19 protein-coding genes are annotated in these 20,198 nt (G+C 41.2%); all 19 read left to right on the top strand.

From position 1 onward, the window contains the following. Positions 1 to 214 precede the first annotated feature (214 nt). The 19 genes from ACVRZ8_RS01215 (at position 215) to ACVRZ8_RS01125 (ending at position 20,187) form a co-directional block, all read left to right on the top strand. Positions 215 to 1,777 carry a 2-isopropylmalate synthase gene (locus ACVRZ8_RS01215; protein WP_447447500.1) on the top strand — a complete coding sequence of 521 codons (1,563 nt, stop codon included), beginning with the start codon at positions 215 to 217 and terminating at the stop codon, positions 1,775 to 1,777. A 139-nt stretch (positions 1,778 to 1,916) separates the two neighbouring features. Continuing rightward, positions 1,917 to 2,069 (top strand): hypothetical protein, encoded by a 153-nt coding sequence (locus tag ACVRZ8_RS01210; RefSeq protein ID WP_447447499.1) that lies wholly within the window; start codon positions 1,917 to 1,919, stop codon positions 2,067 to 2,069. A 169-nt stretch (positions 2,070 to 2,238) separates the two neighbouring features. Beyond that, entirely contained in the window at positions 2,239 to 3,276 is a 1,038-nt protein-coding gene (gene leuB / locus ACVRZ8_RS01205; RefSeq protein ID WP_447447498.1) for a 3-isopropylmalate dehydrogenase, read from the top strand. Further along, positions 3,276 to 3,542 carry a DUF1294 domain-containing protein gene (locus tag ACVRZ8_RS01200; RefSeq protein WP_447447497.1) on the top strand — a complete coding sequence of 89 codons (267 nt, stop codon included), beginning with the start codon at positions 3,276 to 3,278 and terminating at the stop codon, positions 3,540 to 3,542. Before leuB ends, ACVRZ8_RS01200 begins: the two co-directional genes overlap by 1 nt. Next, complete coding sequence (gene leuC / locus ACVRZ8_RS01195) at positions 3,542 to 4,924, top strand: 3-isopropylmalate dehydratase large subunit (RefSeq protein WP_447447496.1); 1,383 nt, start codon at positions 3,542 to 3,544, stop codon at positions 4,922 to 4,924. The genes ACVRZ8_RS01200 and leuC overlap by 1 nt, the downstream gene beginning before the upstream one ends. A gap of 17 nt (positions 4,925 to 4,941) precedes the next feature. Further along, on the top strand, positions 4,942 to 5,535 hold the full coding sequence (gene leuD, locus ACVRZ8_RS01190; protein ID WP_447447495.1) for a 3-isopropylmalate dehydratase small subunit: 594 nt from the start codon (positions 4,942 to 4,944) through the stop codon (positions 5,533 to 5,535). A gap of 103 nt (positions 5,536 to 5,638) precedes the next feature. Beyond that, positions 5,639 to 6,424 (top strand): L-threonylcarbamoyladenylate synthase, encoded by a 786-nt coding sequence (locus ACVRZ8_RS01185; RefSeq protein WP_447447494.1) that lies wholly within the window; start codon positions 5,639 to 5,641, stop codon positions 6,422 to 6,424. 48 nt (positions 6,425 to 6,472) lie between these two features. After that, the gene (locus tag ACVRZ8_RS01180) at positions 6,473 to 7,009 is read left to right on the top strand and encodes a GNAT family N-acetyltransferase (protein WP_447447493.1); all 537 of its coding nucleotides are present in this window, start codon (positions 6,473 to 6,475) and stop codon (positions 7,007 to 7,009) included. Between the two features lie 59 nt (positions 7,010 to 7,068). Continuing rightward, entirely contained in the window at positions 7,069 to 10,176 is a 3,108-nt protein-coding gene (locus tag ACVRZ8_RS01175; protein WP_447447492.1) for a DNA polymerase III subunit alpha, read from the top strand. Between the two features lie 81 nt (positions 10,177 to 10,257). Further along, positions 10,258 to 11,271 carry a 6-phosphofructokinase gene (gene pfkA / locus ACVRZ8_RS01170; protein ID WP_447447491.1) on the top strand — a complete coding sequence of 338 codons (1,014 nt, stop codon included), beginning with the start codon at positions 10,258 to 10,260 and terminating at the stop codon, positions 11,269 to 11,271. A gap of 79 nt (positions 11,272 to 11,350) precedes the next feature. Next, the gene (pyk, locus tag ACVRZ8_RS01165; protein WP_447447490.1) at positions 11,351 to 12,856 is read left to right on the top strand and encodes a pyruvate kinase; all 1,506 of its coding nucleotides are present in this window, start codon (positions 11,351 to 11,353) and stop codon (positions 12,854 to 12,856) included. A gap of 154 nt (positions 12,857 to 13,010) precedes the next feature. Beyond that, complete coding sequence (trpX, locus tag ACVRZ8_RS01160) at positions 13,011 to 14,012, top strand: tryptophan ABC transporter substrate-binding protein (RefSeq protein WP_447447489.1); 1,002 nt, start codon at positions 13,011 to 13,013, stop codon at positions 14,010 to 14,012. Between the two features lie 9 nt (positions 14,013 to 14,021). Continuing rightward, the gene (locus tag ACVRZ8_RS01155; protein WP_447447488.1) at positions 14,022 to 14,891 is read left to right on the top strand and encodes an ABC transporter permease; all 870 of its coding nucleotides are present in this window, start codon (positions 14,022 to 14,024) and stop codon (positions 14,889 to 14,891) included. Then, positions 14,888 to 15,646 carry an ABC transporter ATP-binding protein gene (locus tag ACVRZ8_RS01150; RefSeq protein WP_447447487.1) on the top strand — a complete coding sequence of 253 codons (759 nt, stop codon included), beginning with the start codon at positions 14,888 to 14,890 and terminating at the stop codon, positions 15,644 to 15,646. The genes ACVRZ8_RS01155 and ACVRZ8_RS01150 overlap by 4 nt, the downstream gene beginning before the upstream one ends. 189 nt (positions 15,647 to 15,835) lie before the next feature. Next, entirely contained in the window at positions 15,836 to 17,494 is a 1,659-nt protein-coding gene (locus tag ACVRZ8_RS01145; protein WP_447447486.1) for a ribonuclease J, read from the top strand. A gap of 76 nt (positions 17,495 to 17,570) precedes the next feature. Beyond that, positions 17,571 to 18,359: an alpha/beta hydrolase gene (locus tag ACVRZ8_RS01140; protein WP_447447485.1), complete on the top strand. Its 789-nt coding sequence runs from the start codon at positions 17,571 to 17,573 to the stop codon at positions 18,357 to 18,359. A gap of 194 nt (positions 18,360 to 18,553) precedes the next feature. Then, entirely contained in the window at positions 18,554 to 19,270 is a 717-nt protein-coding gene (locus tag ACVRZ8_RS01135; RefSeq protein ID WP_447447484.1) for a matrixin family metalloprotease, read from the top strand. A 9-nt stretch (positions 19,271 to 19,279) separates the two neighbouring features. After that, the gene (locus tag ACVRZ8_RS01130; protein ID WP_447447483.1) at positions 19,280 to 19,654 is read left to right on the top strand and encodes a hypothetical protein; all 375 of its coding nucleotides are present in this window, start codon (positions 19,280 to 19,282) and stop codon (positions 19,652 to 19,654) included. A gap of 89 nt (positions 19,655 to 19,743) precedes the next feature. Then, positions 19,744 to 20,187, top strand: coding sequence for a flavodoxin (locus ACVRZ8_RS01125; protein WP_447447482.1), 444 nt, complete (start codon positions 19,744 to 19,746; stop codon positions 20,185 to 20,187). The last annotated feature ends 11 nt before the right edge of the window (positions 20,188 to 20,198 follow it).

The raw sequence follows: 20,198 nt of genomic DNA, 5'->3' as shown, positions 1-20,198 counted from the left end.
TCAGGAATGTGGTATCCTACTAGTAGATACATCTGAAAGGAAGAAGTCAAATGACAATTGCAGCTTCAACAGCTTTGCTATTGCGATATGAGGGCTAGTGCAAAAGCATTAGTCCTGTTTGGCTTACCAAGCGGGATAAAAAACATCTCGCTTGTCCGTGAGATGTTTTTATTTTATCTAAAATGTTATGTTTCTAATTTGGAAAGAGGTATGTATGCGCAAAGTTGAATTTCTTGACACAACCCTTCGTGACGGTGAACAAACGCCAGGTGTTAACTTTTCTGTAAAAGAAAAGGTTGCTATTGCCAAGCAATTGGAAAAATGGGGAATTTCTTCGATTGAAGCAGGTTTTCCAGCTGCCAGTCCAGATTCGTTTGAGGCTGTTAAACAGATTGCATCAGCTATGACAACGACTGCTGTTTCAGGTTTGGCACGCTCTGTAAAATCTGATATTGATGCCTGTTATGAGGCTATTAAAGATGCTAAATACCCGCAATGTCATGTTTTTATTGCAACTAGCCCAATTCACCGTGAATTTAAACTTAAAAAATCTAAAGAAGAGATTCTTGAGATTATTAAAGAGCATGTCTCTTATGCCCGTCAGTATTTTGATGTTGTTGAATTTTCACCAGAGGATGCGACTCGCACAGAGCTTGATTTCTTACTTGAAGTTGTTCAAACCGCTGTTGATGCAGGAGCGACTTATATTAACATCCCAGATACCGTTGGTTTTACAACGCCAACAGAATTTGGCCATGTTTTTGAATACCTCATTGAAAATGTAACATCTGATCGCGAGATTATTTTCAGCCCGCATTGTCATGATGATCTTGGAATGGCCACCGCCAATACATTGGCTGCTATCAAAGCAGGGGCTGGCCGTGTCGAGGGGACAGTTAATGGTATTGGTGAACGTGCAGGAAATGTTGCTCTTGAAGAAGTTGCTGTCGCACTCAATATCCGTGAGGATTACTTCCAAGCGACTTCGGACATTGTTCTTAACGAGACGGTCAACACATCTGAATTAGTCTCACGTTTCTCAGGTATTGCTATTCCTAAGAATAAGGCTGTGGTTGGCGGCAATGCCTTTTCACACGAATCAGGCATTCACCAGGACGGGGTACTCAAAAATCCTCTTACTTACGAAATTATCACGCCTGAATTGGTTGGTGTTAAGAAAAATTCGCTGCCGCTTGGAAAATTATCAGGACGCCATGCATTTGTTGAGAAGCTAAAAGAACTCGAATTAGAATTTGAGGAATCAGAATTAGCAGTGCTTTTTGCAAAATTTAAAAAATTAGCAGATAAAAAACACGACATTACGGATGCAGACATTACAGCTCTTGTGGCAGGAACTGAGATTGAAAATCCAGAAGGTTTCCATTTTGGGGACTTAAAATTAACATCAAATGCGGATGAAACAGTGACAGCTATTGTTACCATGGTCAATACTGATGATGAGGCTGTTGATGTGGTTGCAAATGGTAAAGGTTCTGTTGAAGCTATTTTCAACGCTATTGACAAATTCTTTAATCAGACTGTCAGATTGGAAAGTTATACTATGGATGCTGTGACAGATGGTATTGATGCTCAGGCACGTGTTGCTGTTTCAGTTGAAAATGTTGACTCAGGAACAATATTTAATGCCTTTGGTATTGATTTTGATGTCCTTAAGGCAGGGGCTATTGCTTATGTGAATGCCAATGTTCTTGTTCAAAGAGAGAATGCTGGTGAAATTGGACGTACGGTTGATTTTCGTGATGTGCCAAATGCTTAAATCCGGCAATAGGCCGTAAGAATAAGCTTTCTATTTTCATCTTGCAGAAAGGAACTGAATACGGGCTAAAAGCGTCGTGAAAATTTGAGAAGGAACGCATTTGTTTTCTCCATCGCCGTAAACGTCTGGACTTTCTTTGATGTCATCTGTGAAAGTCTCAGTCGTTCTGGCGGGGGTGCGTCTGCAAAATCATAGATTTTGGACTTACCGCCTATTTTCATCTCGCTTTTTGACATCTGAACTAATGCACGATGCAGAAAATGCTCATAGGCATTTTCGTTTAGTGGCGTGAAGCTTGTCTTCCGCCGTTAATCATCGGGCAAATGCCCTTTGTATCTTACAGAAAGGAACTGAACATGGGCTAAAAGCGTCGTGAAAAAGATAAGCTTCCTCGTGTGCAGGTCACACGTCGTCAGCTTCCTATTTTCATCTCGCTTTCTAAACGCCCTTTGTATCTTAATATGACTAAAAAAATTGTGGCTCTTGCCGGTGATGGTATTGGGCCGGAAATTATGGCGGCAGGGCTGGAAGTTTTAGCGGCTGTCGCACCCAAAATTAATTTTAATTATGAAGTGGCCGCCAAGCCTTTTGGCGGTGCGGGTATTGATGCAGCAGGCCATCCTCTGCCTGCTGACACTTTGGCTGCTGCTAAGGCTGCTGACGCTATTTTGCTGGCAGCTATTGGCAGTCCTCAGTATGACAATGCAGCTGTGCGGCCTGAACAAGGACTGCTGGCTATCCGCAAGGAACTTAGGCTGTTTGCCAACATTCGTCCAGTCAAGATTTTTGACGCTTTGAGGCATCTGTCCCCCTTGAAAGAGGAGCGGATTGCTGGCGTGGATTTTGTTGTGGTGCGAGAGCTGACCGGCGGTATTTACTTTGGCGAGCATATCTTAGAAAAAACTGCTGCGCGGGACATCAACGACTACAGCTATGAGGAGATTGAGCGGATTATGCGCGTGGCTTTTGAACTGGCAGAAAAGCGGGGCAAAAAGGTAACCAGCATTGACAAGCAAAATGTGCTGGCGACTTCCAAGCTGTGGCGTCAGGTGGCGGATAAGGTGGCCGAGGATTACCCGAATGTGACTTTGGAGCATCAACTGGTTGACAGCGCAGCCATGCTCATGATTACCAATCCGGCTCGCTTTGATGTGGTGGTAACGGAGAACCTCTTCGGCGACATTTTGTCAGACGAGTCTTCCGTCCTGCCCGGAACTCTGGGAGTTATGCCCTCTGCCAGCCATTCGGATAAGGGTCCCAGCCTTTATGAACCAATTCACGGGTCTGCCCCTGATATTGCAGGACAGGGCATTGCTAATCCCGTTTCCATGATTCTGTCCGTAGCTATGATGCTGCGTGATTCTTTTGGAGAAATGGCTGGTGCTGATATGATTGAGACAGCTGTTGCCAAGACTCTGAACGCCGGTGTGCTGACCCGCGATTTGGGTGGTGAAGCCTCTACGGCTGAGATGACCTCTGCCATCATAGGTAATCTGTGATGCTAAGCTATGTTTTAGCGGGCCTGGCCGCATGGAATCTATTTGTCTTTTGCCTCTACGGTCTTGACAAGAGAAGAGCAGTCCGCGGCCAGTGGCGGATTCCTGAAAAGACGCTGCTTTTGATGACTGTCTGTTTAGGCGGTCTGGGTGCCTTATTAGCAGGCAGATTATTCCACCATAAGACACGAAAATGGTATTTTATAGGGAGCTGGTATGCGGGAGTGATTCTCATCGCAGTCACTGTCTATTTAGTTTGGAGAAGGTAATGAGCGGAAAATCGATTTTTGATAAGCTGTGGGACAGACATGTTATCACAGGAAAAGAAGGTGAGCCTCAGCTCATGTATGTGGATCAGCATTATATCCACGAAGTGACCAGTCCTCAGGCCTTTGACGGGCTGAGAGAAGCAAACCGCCGGGTGAGAAGGCCTGATTTGACCTTTGGAACCTTTGATCATAACGTTCCGACTGTCAATATTTATGATATTCAAGATGTTATTTCCAAGGCTCAGATGGATGCTCTGGCCCGCAATGTTAAGGAATTTGATATTCCTCACGCACCGCACGGCTCTGAAAATCAGGGTATCGTCCATATGGTTGGTCCCGAGACCGGCCGGACTCAGCCGGGGAAATTTATCGTCTGCGGCGACAGCCATACGGCGACCCACGGGGCTTTTGGCGCTATCGGTTTTGGTATCGGAACGACTGAGGTGGAGCATGTTTTTGCCACCCAGACCATTTGGCAGGTTAAGCCCAAGAAACTCTTGGTCAAATTTGTCGGTAAGCCGCAAAAAGGCGTTTATTCCAAGGATTATATTTTGGCTTTAATTGCCAAATACGGCGTGGCAGTTGGTGTCGGCTATGTTGTCGAATATGTCGGCGAAGCGATTTCCGACCTTACCATGGAGGAGCGGATGACTATCTGTAACATGTCCATTGAGTTTGGTTCCAAGATGGGCATTATGAATCCTGACCAGACGACTTTTGACTACCTTAGAGACAAGGAACATGTGCCTAAGGATTTTGAAGCAGCAGTAGCTGACTGGAAAACGCTGGTTTCCGATTCTGATGCAGTCTATGACAAGGTCATTGAGCTGGATGTAACCGATTTGGCACCCATGGTGACTTGGGGAACCAACCCTTCTATGGGAGTAGCATTTGGACAGTCCTTCCCTGAAATCCGTGATATGAATGACGAGCGTGCTTATGACTATATGGATATGAGTCCAGGCCAAACAGCTGCGGACATTGAACTTGGCTATGTTTTTCTAGGTTCTTGTACCAATGCTAGGCTCAGTGATTTAAAAGCAGCGGCTAAATTTGTCAAGGGAAAACGGGTCGCCGACGGTGTGACAGCTATCGTGGTGCCGGGCAGCCGTCCGGTAAAAACAGCAGCTGAAAAAATTGGTCTGGATAAGATTTTTAAGGAGGCTGGCTTTGAATGGCGGGATCCGGGCTGCTCCATGTGTCTGGGAATGAATCCCGACAAGGTGCCCGAAGGGATGCACTGTGCTTCAACCAGCAACCGCAATTTTGAGGATCGTCAGGGTGTGGGAGCCAAGACCCACCTTTGCAGTCCAGCCATGGCAGCAGCAGCGGCTATTGCCGGCCGGTTTGTTGATGTACGTCAGCTGCCGGAAGCTCAGTAGAAAGGCAGAGATAAGAAGTGGAAAAATTCACCGTTTACACAGGAACAACGGTTCCTCTTATGAATGACAATATCGACACCGACCAAATTCTGCCCAAGCAGTTTCTTAAGCTGATTGATAAGAAGGGCTTTGGCAAGTACCTCATGTATGAGTGGCGCTATCTGGATGATGATTATACAGAGGATCCGAACTTTATCTTTAATACCGCCCCTTACCGCAAGGCAACCATCCTGATTACCGGAGATAATTTTGGAGCGGGTTCCTCACGGGAGCACGCCGCTTGGGCTTTAGCAGATTACGGTTTTAAAGTCATTGTCGCAGGCTCCTTTGGGGATATTCATTACAATAATGACCTAAACAACGGTGTCCTGCCCATTGTCCAGCCTCTGGAAGTCCGTCAGAAACTGGCTGCGCTCAAGCCGACTGATGAGGTGACTGTTGACCTTTATGAGCAAAAAATTCTATCACCTGTGGGTGAATTTGCCTTTGACATTGATGGCGAGTGGAAAAACAAGCTACTCAACGGTCTTGATGATATCGGCATTACCCTTCAGTATGAAGATTTGATTACGGAATACGAAAAGAACCGTCCAAGTTATTGGCAGGAGTAGTTTGGACATTTAGAAGATTCAGAAAAATTGCTTGCTTGTTACCTATTATCATGATAGAATAATAAGCGTATAAATTATTAGTATTAGATGGAGATCATTTATTATGACAAAACATGTCCATTGGGATGGTAAGCTTAATCAAGAGGGTTTTGAAATTCTTAAAGGTGATGGTGGCTGTATTGTGACCCCCACTAAAGTTGGTTACATTATCATGACAAGCGATAAGATAGGCCTTGAGCGTAAATTTGAAGCTAAAGAGCGCAACCGTAACAAACCAGGTGTCGTTCTTTGCGGCAGCATGGATGAATTGCGCAGCCTTGCTCAGCTGACACCAGAAATTGACGCTTTCTACCAAAAGCATTGGGATGAAGATATTCTTCTTGGCTGCATTCTTCCTTGGCGTGAAGATGCTTATGCAAAACTTCAAGCTTTCGGAGATGGACGTGAAGAACTGATGACCGATGTGCGCGGTACATCATGTTTTGTTATTAAATTTGGTGTTGCTGGCGAGCAAATTGCTAAGGAAATGTGGGAAAAAGAAGGCAAGATGGTTTATGCTTCATCTGCTAACCCGTCAGGTAAAGGCAATCGCGGTAAGGTTGAAGGTATTGGTGAACGTATTGAAAATGCTGTTGACCTTGTCATTGAAGCAGACGATTATGTTGCTTCTATCCAACCTGACAAAACAGTTGAAACACGCTACGAACAAGGTGTTATGGTTTCAATGGTTGATGCTGATGGTAAACTCATTCCAGAACAAGGTGCAGGCAGCCGTTCGATCAATAACTGTCCAGTGGTTATTCGTAAAGGGCTTGATATTGATAAAATTATGATGCACCTGTCAGATACTTTCAATTCTTGGAACTACCGTCAAGGTGAATATTATTAAGTCTATGTGATAGAAAGAGCAGCCTCAAGGCTGTTTTTTGGTTTTGTAATGCTGATAAGAAAAAATATAACCCGCCATTTTTCGGATTTTAAATTGGTTGATTCCCTAAACCATGCTGCTTTTCCCAAAAACGAGCGGGTGCCTACGCAGGATTTAATTACCTTTGCAGCTTTTGACGAGGGTAGAGCCTTCCAAGCGTTTTATGATAACGATGTTTTTATTGGTTTTACTAGTTTTGTAGTGGCTGAGGACATCTTATACATCGGATTTTTGGCTGTGGAGACTGATAAGAGAAGCAAAGGCTATGGCAGAAAAATATTAAAAAATCTGCAAGCCTCTTATCTCAATCGTCCAGTAGTCCTTGAAATTGAGTCGGTTCAATCAACTGCAGACAATCTGCTAGAGCGTCAGCGGCGTTTAAAATTTTATAAGCATAACGGCTTTCAATCCTCGCAAATGACTTTGCACTATGATCATTTGGTTTTTGAAGTCTATTATTGTGGAGACAATTTTCCAGAGCAGAGCTATCGTGCAATTTTAGATGATCTTATGCCAGTGGCTTTTGATTTAATTAGAGAAAGCTGAGCTCTGCAATTTTTTCAAAAAACAGTATGTTATAATAGGAATGATGAAAGGAGGCTGCTATGTTTGCTCAGTTAGATACAAAAACGGTCTATAGTTTTATGAACAGTGTGGTTGATCTGCCATCTTATGTGGCGCGTGCAAAAGCGTTAGGCTATCAAAAGATCGGAATTATGGATCAGGACAATCTATATGCTGCTTATCATTTTGCAAGACTAGCTGAAAAAGAGGGACTTCAGCCTCTTTTAGGAATGGAAGCGAATTTGATTTATCAAGAGCGCACTTTTTCTTTTCGTCTGTTAGCGCTCAATAATATTGGCTACAAGAACCTCCTTAAGTTAGCAACGGAAACAACGCTTGGCAACAGAGAGTTAGAAGGCTTACAATCTTTTTTTGAAGGCTTAGCTTTTATTCTTCCTCAAGCGGAGTGGGAGCCGGGGCTTGATTTTGGGATGGATTTTTATATTGGTATAGAAGCTCAAGAAGAACGTCGTGTTTTTGACCGCAAACTTTTGCCTCTTCATACGGTTCGTTATTTTGATAATCAGGAACGCAGTACCGTTCAGATGCTCAATGCAATTTCGGCTAATAAACCTCTGGCAGATACAGCGCTCGCTCCTGCAGGACAGCTATTGCTTAGTCCTAAGGCTATGGAAGAGGCTTTTTCAGCTTATCCAGACGCTCTGGCAAATTTGGATGAATTGCTGGCAGAAGTATCCTACCAGTTTGATACGGATTTGAAACTTCCGCGTTTTAATCGAAACAGACCGGCTGTTGAGGAGCTCCGTCAATTGGCGCAAGATGGTCTGTGCACTAAAAAATTAGATACTCCTGTCTACCAAGACCGGCTTGATAAGGAGCTGTCAGTCATTCATAAGATGGGGTTTGATGATTATTTCCTGATTGTTTGGGATCTATTGCGGTTTGGACGCAGCCGCGGTTACTACATGGGAATGGGTCGTGGTTCTGCGGCAGGGAGTCTGGTTGCTTATGTGTTGGATATAACAGGTATTGATCCTGTTGAAAACAATCTGCTTTTTGAACGTTTTCTAAATGAAGAACGCTACAGCATGCCTGATATTGATATTGATTTGCCTGATATTTACCGTAGCGAATTCCTGCATTATGTGAGAGATCGCTATGGCAGCCGTCATTCAGCACAGATTGTGACCTTTTCAACGTTTGGAGCCAAACAGGTTATTCGTGATGTTTTCAAGCGTTTTGGTGCTGCTGAGCATGAATTAAGCAGCCTTACTAAAAAAATTGGCTTTAGAGATAACCTTAGTTCTGTTTATGATAAGAACATGTCCTTTCGTCAGTTGATTAATCAGCGGCAGGAATATCAAAAAGCCTTTGAAATGGCAAAAGCTATTGAAGGACAGCCTAGGCAGACTTCTATTCATGCAGCAGGAATTGTAATGAGTGATGATGACCTGACCAATCACATTCCTCTGAAAGCAGGGGACGATATGATGGTTACTCAGTATGATGCTCCTTCGGTTGAAGCTAATGGTCTTTTGAAAATGGATTTTTTGGGACTCCGTAACTTGACTTTTGTTCAAAAAATGCAGGAGAAATTAGTAGAAGATCAAGGAATTATCATTGATATTAAATCAATCAATTTGGAAGATGCTAAAACCCTTCAGCTCTTTGCAGCTGGCCGTACAAAAGGTATTTTTCAATTTGAACAGGCTGGAGCCATCAATCTGTTGAAACGTATCAAACCAGCTCGATTTGAAGAAATTGTGGCAACGACCTCACTTAACCGTCCAGGAGCCAGTGACTATACGGATAATTTTGTTGCCAGAAAATATGGTAAAGAAAAGGTAGATTTGATTGATCCTACAGTCGCGCCAATTCTAGAATCAACCTATGGGATTATGCTTTATCAGGAACAGGTTATGCAAATTGCCCAGATTTTTGCAGGTTTCACCTTAGGAAAAGCTGATTTGCTGCGCCGCGCCATGTCCAAAAAGAATGCAGCTGAGATGGAGAAAATGTCAGCTGATTTTATGGCTGGAAGTCGCAATAATGGGCGTGATCTTCAAGTCGCCGAGCGTCTTTTTAGCATGATGGCCAAATTTGCGGGTTATGGTTTTAACCGCAGTCACGCCTTTGCTTACTCAGCACTGGCTTTTCAGCTGGCTTATTTTAAGGCGCATTATCCGAGTGTCTTTTATGATATTATGCTGAATTATTCTTCCAGCGATTATATCACTGATGCTTTGGAAAATGGCTTTGAGTTGGCTAAACTTGATATCAATAAGGTTCCTTTCAATGATAAAATAGCTGATGGCAAAATAGTCTTGGGACTTAAAACATTAAAAGGCTTTCCGAGGGACTTGAGCCTCTGGATTATTGAAGAACGGCAGAAAGGGAAATTCATTTCTATCGAAAATTTTCTGACTAGAATTCCTGAGAAATACCAAAAATCAGAAATCATCACCCCCTTGATTCAAATTGGACTTTTTGACAGTTTTGAGAAGAACCGTCAAAAAATTGTAGTGAATTTGCCTAATCTTTTTACTTTTGTAAACGAATTAGGAAGCCTTTTTGCCGAGTCTTCCTATTCTTGGTTTGAAGCTGATGATTACAGCCTCGTAGAAAAATATCAGCTGGAACAGGAACTGCTTGGTGTTGGACTTAGTCCGCATCCTTTGAAGCAGGTTCAAAAAAATACCATCAAACCCTATACAGCACTTTCAGATTTGGCGGTTAATAGCAGAGCTACCATTCTTGTGCAGATTGAAAGGATTCGTATTATTCGAACAAAAAAAGGAGAGCAGATGGCCTTTTTGAGCGTTACAGACACGCTTCATAAGACTGATGTTACACTGTTTCCTGAAACTTATTATCATCAGAAAGATAAGTTGAAAGAAGGCGGCATTTATTACATGACAGGACGCATTCAAGAAAGAGACGGACGTTTGCAAATGATTTTGTCTGACTTAGAAGAGACCAGCCCAGAACGTTTTTGGATTTTGCTCAGCAACCATGACAAAGATTTGGAAGTTTCACAAATATTAGCAAGATACCCTGGCAATATTCCTGTAATTCTTCGTTATGAAACAACTAAGGAAACAATTCAAAGCAGTCGTTTCATGGTTTCAAAAGAGTTGGAATTAGAAAAAAATCTTTCTGGTTTAGTTATGAAAACGATTTTTCGTTAAAAAAGTATCGAAAAAGCAGTCATTTAGAAATGTTTATGCTATAATAAGATGGTTAAAAATTAAAAAGGAGTATCAGGTAGAATGAAACGTATTGCTGTTTTGACCAGTGGCGGAGACGCTCCTGGTATGAATGCTGCTGTTCGTGCAGTCGTTCGTAAAGCAATTTCAGAAGGAATAGAAGCATATGGTATTAACCGTGGGTATGCAGGTATGGTTGAAGGGGATATTTTCCCACTTAGCGCTCATGCGGTATCTAATACCCTTTCATTCGGCGGAACATTCCTTCAATCTGCTCGCTATCCAGAATTTGCTGAACTTGAAGGGCAATTAAAAGGAATTGAGCAGCTTAAAAAGCATGGCATCGATGGTGTTGTGGTTATTGGTGGAGATGGTTCTTATCATGGAGCTATGCGCTTGACTGAGCATGGATTCCCAGCAGTTGGTGTTCCAGGAACAATTGATAACGATATCGCTGGTACCGATTATACAATTGGTTTTGATACAGCTATCAATACAGCTACAGATGCTTTAGATAAAATCCGTGATACTTCATTCAGTCATGGACGTACATTTGTTGTTGAAGTAATGGGACGTGGTGCTGGCGATATCGCTCTTTGGTCTGGAATTGCTGCTGGTGCTGACCAAATCATTATTCCAGAAGAAGAGTACGATATTAATGAAGTTGTTCGTAAAGTACGTGAAGGTTACGAGAAGAAAGGGAAACACCGTCATATTATTGTACTTGCTGAAGGTGTTATGCATGCTGAGGAATTTGTTGAACTGATGAAAGAAGCTGGAGATACTAGCGATCTCCGTGCGACAAATCTTGGTCATATCCTTCGCGGTGGTGCGCCAACTCCGCGCGACCGTGTTATCGCTTCATGGATGGGAGCACATGCTGTTAAACTTCTTAAAGAAGGCCGTGGTGGACTTGCTGTTGGTATTCATAACGAACATCTTGTAGAGAGTCTAATTCTGGGTACTGCTGAAGAAGGAGCATTGTTCTCCTTGACTAAAGAAGGCAAAATCATTGTTAACAATCCTCATAAAGCTCGTCTTGATTTAGCACAATTAAATCGTGACATTGCACACTAAGGTTGTTGAGTTATCATTAATTTTAAGTAGTTAATAATGTCGGTAATCGACTATAAATAAAGGGAGTTTCATATTTATCATGAATAAACGCGTAAAAATCGTTGCAACACTTGGTCCTGCGGTAGAAATCCGTGGTGGGAAAAAATTCGGTGATGATGGTTATTGGAGTGAAAAACTTGACCATGAAGCATCAGCACAAAATATTGCACAATTGATTAAAGAGGGTGCAAATGTTTTCCGTTTCAATTTCTCACATGGTGATCATTCAGAACAAGGCGAACGTATGGATGTTGTTCGCCGTGCTGAAGAGATTGCTAATCAAAAAGTTGGCTTTCTCCTTGATACTAAGGGTCCGGAAATCCGTACAGAATTGTTTGCAGACGGTGCTAAAGAATATTCATACAAAACAGGTGAAAAGATTCGTGTAGCTACTAAACAAGGTATTCAATCAACTCGTGATGTTATTGCTTTAAACGTTGCTGGCGCCCTTGATGTTTTTGACGATGTTGAGATTGGCAAACAAGTACTTGTTGATGATGGTAAACTTGGACTTCGAGTTATTGATAAAGATGCTGATAAGCGTGAATTTATCGTTGAAGTTGAAAATGATGGCATTATTGCTAAGCAAAAAGGTGTCAACATTCCTTACACTAAGATCCCATTCCCAGCGCTTGCTGAACGTGATAATGCAGATATTCGTTTTGGTCTTGAACAAGGTCTTAACTTTATTGCCATTTCATTTGTACGTACCGCAAAAGATGTTAACGAAGTTCGTGCAATCTGTAAGGAAACAGGCAATGAACACGTACAGCTTTTTGCTAAAATTGAAAACCAACAAGGTATTGACAATATTGATGAAATCATTGAAGCTGCAGATGGTATCATGATTGCCCGTGGTGATATGGGTATCGAAGTACCATTTGAAATGGTTCCAGTTTATCAAAAAATGATTATCACTAAAGTCAATGCAGCAGGCAAAGCAGTTATTACAGCAACAAATATGCTTGAAACAATGACTGATAAGCCACGTGCAACTCGCTCAGAAGTTTCTGACGTCTTCAATGCTGTTATTGATGGTACTGATGCGACTATGCTTTCTGGTGAGTCAGCTAATGGTAAATACCCAGTTGAATCTGTTCGTACGATGGCTACTATTGATAAAAATGCACAGACTCTTCTTAACGAATACGGCCGTCTTGATTCATCTAAATTTGCTCGTACGACTAAGACAGAAGTTGTAGCATCTGCGGTTAAAGATGCTACAAAATCAATGGATATCAAATTAGTTGTTACGGTTACTGAATCAGGGTTCTCAGCACGCCAAATTTCCAAATACCGTCCAGATGCAGACATCTTGGCAGTGACCTTTACTGAAAAAGTTCAAAAATCACTGATGATTAGCTGGGGAGTTATTCCAGTTGTAACTGAAAAACCTCAATCTACTGATGATATGTTTGAATTAGCGGAAAAGGTTGCCCTTGAACAAGGACTTGTAGAATCAGGAGATAATATTGTTATTGTCGCTGGTGTGCCAGTTGGTGTATCAGGTTCAACAAATACAATGCGTGTTCGCACTGTTAAATAAATACCTAACTTTGAGACCTATTACTTGTGATAGGTCTTTTTTGTTGCCTATTACAAAACTTGATAAATCAATACCTAATCAATTTTAATGACATTGAAAAAATGCTGAAAATGGAGTAAAATGAAAGATAGATTTAGTTTAAAAGGAGTTTGCTATGAAAAACAAACGCTTGATTTGGACTTTGATTTTCCTAACGGTTCTAACAGTGGGATCAATCGTTTATGATGTTATTGGGAAAGAAACGGGTTCACCTGATAAAGTTGTTAAGGTTGGTATTCTTCAATATGTAACTCATGACGCTTTAGATGAGGTTGAACGAGGAATTGAAGACGGTCTTAAAGAAGCAGGTTATTCGGGAGATAATATTGATTTGACTGTTCTTAATGCTGAAGGAGATCAATCTAAAATTCAGACAATGTCTAAGCAATTGGTTAATGATGGCAACGATGTTTTAATTGGCATTGCGACACCGGCAGCACAGGGGTTGGCTTCAACCACTGATGATATTCCAGTTGTGATGGGAGCTATTTCTGACCCAGTCGGAGCAAAATTGGTTTCAAATATGAAAAAACCTGAAGGGAATGTCACAGGAACTTCTAACCAGGTTCCTATTGAACAAACGGTAGATTTGATTACAGAAATAACGCCGAACGTTAAAACTGTGGGAGTTCTTTATGCTTCAAGTGAAGACAATTCAGCCTCACAGGTAGCCTCTTTTAAGAAATATGCTGAGAAGGCAGGTTTGACTGTCCTTGAATATGCTGTGCCTTCAACCAATGAGATTACAACAACAATGTCAGTCATGACAGGGCAAGTAGATGCTATTTGGACACCGCAGGATAATACGATTGCATCAGCTTTTTCAACAGTGGTATCTGCTGCTAATGAAGCTAAGATTCCAATATATACGAGTGTAGATACTATGGTGAAAGAAGGAGGTCTAGCTTCTGTTGCCCAAAGTCAGTATGATTTGGGTGTGGATACAGCTAAAATTGCGGTGCAAATTCTAAAGGGGACTCCTGTCAAGGACATTCCAGTGGATATAATTGATGACGGGACACCGACTGTTAATTTGAAGGCTGCTAAAGAATTGGGAATTACAATTCCGGACAGTGTCCTTGATAAGGCTACGGTAGCAGTAAAAGCAGACGAATAAGGAGAGACAATGATTATTTCATCTATTTATCAGGGCCTTTTATATGGAATTTTAGGCCTGGGAATTTACATGACCTTTCGTATTTTGGATTTTCCTGATTTGACGACAGAGGGTTCGTTTCCCTTAGGCGGAGCTGTTGCAGTTACTCTCATGAATTTAGGCTGGCACCCTATTTTAGCTACTTTGGTTGCTATATTAGCCGGCTGTTTGGCTGGTTTGGTTACTGGCTTGCTTTATACCAAAGGGAAAATTCCAACAATTCTGGCAGGGATCCTGGTTATGACTTCGCTTAATTCCATCATGCTTATGATTATGGGACGAGCCAATCTTGGACTTCTGGATATTAAGACAATTCAGGACCTTTTACCTTTTTCAAAAGATTATAATCTTTTGATTGTAGGACTTTTTGCAGTTGTCATTGTTATTGCTGGATTGATTACTTTTTTGAATACCCGTCTTGGACAGGCTTATATTGCAACAGGCGATAACCGTGACATGGCAAAATCTTTTGGTATAAATACGGATTCCATGGAAGTGATGGGACTGGTTTTATCCAATGGAATTATCGCTTTTTCAGGTGCTCTGATTAGTCAGCAGGATGGCTATGCAGATATTTCTAAAGGAATAGGGGTCATTGTCATTGGTTTGGCAAGTATTATCATCGGAGAAGTTTTATATGCGACAAATTTAACTCTTTTGGAGCGTCTGCTGGCCATTTGTGTTGGTTCTATTTTCTATCAATTTTTACTGACAGCAGTTATCGCACTTGGTTTCAATACCAATTATCTTAAACTTTTCAGTGCCATTGTTTTGGCAATCTGTTTGATTTCACCTGTCCTTAGACAAAAATTTTTCAAGGGGGTTCAAATATCACGATGACAAAAATTGTAGAATTAAAAGAAGCAACAGTCCAAGTCAATAATGGTTTTGATGCCTATAAAACAATTTTGGATCATGTCAATTTAGATATTTATGAAGGTGATTTTTTGACAATTCTGGGTGGCAACGGTGCTGGAAAATCAACGCTCTTTAATGTAATTGCTGGGACTCTTACATTGACCAGCGGCAGCATTTTTATCCTAGGAGAAGATGTCACTAATCTTCCTGCTGAAAAGAGAGCTAAGTATCTGGCACGCGTTTTCCAAGATCCTAAAATGGGAACCGCACCGCGAATGACGGTAGCTGAAAATCTTTTGATTGCAAAATACCGCGGGGAGAAGCGCAACCTCAAATCACGTCAGATCCACGCCCACAAAGAAGAATTTCAGACTCTTATTGAAAAGATTGGTAATGGCTTAGATAAACACTTGGAGACTCCGACAGGTCTTTTGTCTGGCGGTCAACGTCAGGCTTTAAGCCTGCTCATGGCGACACTTAAACGTCCAGAATTATTGCTTTTAGATGAACATACGGCTGCGCTTGATCCCAAGACCAGCGTGTCATTGATGAATCTAACAGATGAATTTGTGAGTAAAGATGCTTTGACTGCTCTTATGATCACGCATCATATGGAAGATGCTCTTAAATTTGGTAACCGTTTAATTGTTATGAAAGATGGAAAAATTATCCAAGATTTAGCAGCTGATGAAAAGGCAAAAATGACGATTTCGGATTACTATCAAGTTTTTGACTGATTGAAACTTTACTTAAACAATAGAGCTAAATTGAAAAATATGCTTAAAAGTTGTATACTGTAAGGGTATGCAGCTTTTTTGCTGTGGCCTGTAAATCGACATGTTGACTGTTCGCACGAACGTTCAGCAGCATGGACCGTTTGTATGAAAATATGCTCTGCTAGGGAGCAAAAAATCAAAGGAGAAAACATGAGCGATATTAAAATTATAGCGCTTGGCGGGGTTCGTGAAAATGGTAAAAACCTGTATGTCGTTGAAGTAAACGACTCCATTTTTATCTTAGATGCTGGTCTTAAGTATCCAGAAAATGAACAGCTTGGGGTTGATGTGGTCATCCCTAATTTAGATTACTTGGTGGAAAATAAGAAACGGATTCAAGGAATCTTTCTAACGCATGGACATGCTGATGCCATCGGGGCATTGCCATATATTCTTCAGGACATAAAAGCGCCTGTTTTTGGCTCTTCCTTAACGATTGAGCTAGCTAAGCTTTTTGTGAAAAATTCGGGACCTAAGAAATTCAATAATTTTCACGTCATTGATGCTGAGACAGAAATTGAGTTCGGAGATGCAGTGATTTCATTTTTCAAAACAACGCATTCTATTCCTGAATCAATGGGAATTGTTGTGGCTACCGATGAAGGTAATATTGTTTATACAGGTGATTTCAAATTTGACCAAGCTGCCCGTCCGTATTACAGGACTGATTTAGGCCGTTTAGCTGAAATTGGGCGCGAAGGGGTTTTAGCCTTGTTAGCCGATTCTGCCAATGCTATCAGTGTTGAACAGACGGCTTCTGAATCTGAAGTTGGTCAGGAGATTGACGAAGTCATTGCTGATGCAGAAGGTCGTGTTATTGTGGCAGCTGTTGCTTCCAATCTGGTTCGTATTCAGCAAGTCTTTGATTCTGCCGCTGCTCATGGCCGCAGAGTAGTTTTGACAGGCTATGATGTTGAAAATATTGTCCGCACAGCTATTCGTCTGAAAAAAATCACCATGGAACACGAGAGACTTATCGTCAAACCTAAAGATATGAATAAGTTTGAGGACCATGAGCTGATTATTTTGGAAAATGGCCGCATGGGTGAACCTATTGATGGGCTGCAAAAAATGGCTGTTGGCCGTCACCGTTATGTACAGATCAAAGATGGCGATTTAGTTTATATTGTCACGACACCAAGCATTGCTAAAGAAGCAGTGGTGGCGCGTGTTAATAACCTAATCTACAAGGCAGGCGGTGCTGTTAAAATGATCACTCAAAACCTGCATGTTTCGGGGCATGCCAATGGTCGTGATTTGCAGTTGCTTCACAATTTGATGCAGCCTAAATACCTTTTCCCAATTCAAGGAGAATACCGCGATCTGCAGGCACAGGCTGAATTAGCTCTGGAAGTTGGTATTTTACCAGAAAATATTTACATTGTTAAACGCGGCGATATTATGCACCTATCTGATCAAGGCTTTCTCCACGAGGGGGCAGTGCCAGCTGGTGATGTCATGATTGATGGAAATGCTATCGGAGATGTGGGAAATATCGTCCTTCGCGATCGTAAAGTGCTGTCAGAAGACGGTATTTTCATCGTGGTTATTACTGTCAACAAGAAAGAACGCAAAATTGTATCTAAAGCCAAAGTTAATACGCGCGGTTTTGTTTACGTTAAAAAAAGCCGTGATATTTTGCGTGAATCTGCTGATATTGTCAATAAAACGGTTGAAGATTACTTGGCTGGTGAGACCTTTGATTGGGGTGAGCTGAAAGGAGCTGTTCGTGATGATGTTGCTAAGTTCCTTTTCGACCAAACAAAGCGTCGTCCTGCCATTTTGCCAGTTATTATGGAAGTACGTTAATTGAAAATCTTTGTAAATGAAGAGCTGGGTACGCCTAGCTTTTCTTCTCTTGTTTTTATAGAAAGCGGTATGTAGAATGGCTTTTATGCAAATTGAATACTCTTCTCAAGTCTTAGGACAGTATCGTCAGGTGGATGTTATTTATCCAGATCGTGACCAGATTTCAATGGATGAAGCAGACAGTGATATTCCAGTTCTTTATTTACTGCATGGTATGGGCGGCAACCATAATTCATGGGCATTTCGGACCAATATTCAGCGTTTGCTGCGTAAAACCAATCTAATTGTTATCATGCCTAATTCGGAAAATGGCTGGTATACCAATACAAAGTATGGCATCAATTACTTTGATGCTATTGCTAAAGAGTTGCCAAAAGTCATGAAACGATTCTTTCCGTCCATGACTAGTAAACGTGAGAAGACTTTTATTGCAGGTCTGTCTATGGGAGGATACGGCGCCTACAAGCTAGCCCTTTTGACCAATCAATTTGCCTGTGCAGGCTCTTTTTCGGGAGCACTTGCTATCGGGATTGATGGTAAAAATTTAGTAGAAGTTGCTGGCGAATCTCAAAATTACTGGCAAGGTATTTTTGGAGATTTGCAAGGAGATAGTTTACAGGAACATTTTCTTACAACACTAGCAGAGCGGTCTGATAAAAAAACGAAATTTTATGCTTGGTGCGGTTATGAAGATTTTCTTTATCAGTCTAGTGAAGTAGCTGTTCAAAAATTACGGCAGTCAGGCCTTGACATTGATTATCGAACTGACCATGGGACTCACGATTGGTATTACTGGGAAAAGCAGTTGGAAGTCTATTTAGAATGGCTTCCCATAAATTATGTTAAGGAAGAACGCCTATCTTAAAAGATAATTCTTATGTCTTTTTATGTTAGAATCCTTTGGTTTTCTTTAAAGTCTTTATGTTAGCCTATCAGAAATAAAACAGTTGCTTTGAGGCGGTATAGTTCTTTTAAAGCTAGTGAGATCCTCACATCTGCTTTTTAGTTGAAAAATTTATTAGTACCTGTTACACTAAAAATTCCAAAAGGAGAACATGCATGAAAACAATTTTAAAAGTACTCTTGTTCATTCCTAGGCTGATTTGTGAGATTCTCTGGAATCTCTTCTGGGGGCTTCTAAAATTAGTCCTAATTGTTGGTATTGTCGTTTTTGGTTTAGTTTACTATGCCAATCATTCAAGCTCAGATTTGGCTTCTAATATCTCTGTAGCTATTGAAAATGTATCCTCTTATTTTAATGGAAATGGCACAGCTGATTTGAAGGAAAATCTCTCAAATCTTTCAACAGATACGACCACTAACAGTGATGGATCTAGGTGGAATCAAGCCAGTGCCACAGTCTATATCCAATCTACAAACGAGACCTTAGTGGCAGTTTATCAAGATGCTATCTCTGTGTGGAATAAAACAGGAGCTTTTACCTTTACGGTAACAACAGATGCGGCAAATGCGGATATTATTGCAACAGATCAGTCAGATGCCTCTTCACAGGCGGCAGGAGTAGCAGATACTCAAACAAATCTTATGACCAATCGTATCACGCATGTAGATGTTAAACTTAACAGTTACTATCTTCTTGATGATCAGTATGGTTATACCTATGAACGCATTGTCAATACAGCAGAACATGAACTTGGCCATGCTATTGGTTTGGAACATGATGATGCAGAAGATTCGGTTATGCAATCTGCGGGTTCTTACTATGGTATTCAACAGGTTGATATTGATCGAGTTACTCAGCTTTATGCAAGTTAGGAAGGAATTATGATAGATTTTATTGGGCGTTTAGTGAGACGTCACCCTTTGCAAAGCTCTTTGATATTATTTAATATGGGCGTTTTTACTTGGCTGCAGACAACGGGAACAGCTATTGCTGATAAGCTGGGGATTTCAACTGATAGTGCTCTTTCTTTGATCCCTGACTGGCTCAGAACTTTAACGCATAATTCTTTAGGGACATTGCAGAGCTACTATGGATCAAGCGGCTGGGCTTGGCTTATTGGTTCCATGCTGATAATGATGGTCATTTCTTTTATTAAAGGAGTGATAAAATTTATTCTAGTAGTGGCTTTGATTGCTATTGGCATTTGGCTGATTTACCGTCATCAGGAATTGCTGGGAAATTTGAAACTGTCTTAGAAAGAAAGGACAGTTTTTCTTTTGCTCGGCCTTACATTGCCCTTAAAATATGCTATAATAAAAATGATTTATTGTTTTTGGAGGAAATTATGGCTTTAGCAAAAATTGTTTATGCCAGTATGACAGGTAATACCGAAGAAATTGCAAACATCGTTGCGGAAAAGTTAGAAGAATTGGGACACACTGTTGACATTGATGAATGCACGACTGTTGACGCTGAAGATTTTGAAGATGCGGATATTGCCATTGTGGCAACGTATACTTACGGTGACGGAGATTTACCTGATGAGATTGTTGATTTTTATGAAGATTTAGCAGATCTAGATTTGTCAGGAAAGGTTTTCGGCGTTATTGGCTCAGGAGATACTTTTTATGATTATTTCTGCAAGTCGGTAGATGAATTTGAAACACAGTTCACTTTTACAGGTGCTACTAAAGGAGCTGATTCAGTCAAAGTTGATTTGTCTGCTGAGGACGAAGACATTGAGAATTTAGAACGCTTTGCTGAACAGATTTCTGCAGCAAGTTCCTGATTTTTGACAGC

The organism is Streptococcus dentiloxodontae (genome assembly GCF_053206925.1).
The sequence above is the reverse complement of the archived record's forward strand: the minus strand, read 5'-3'. Positions and strand labels throughout refer to the sequence as shown.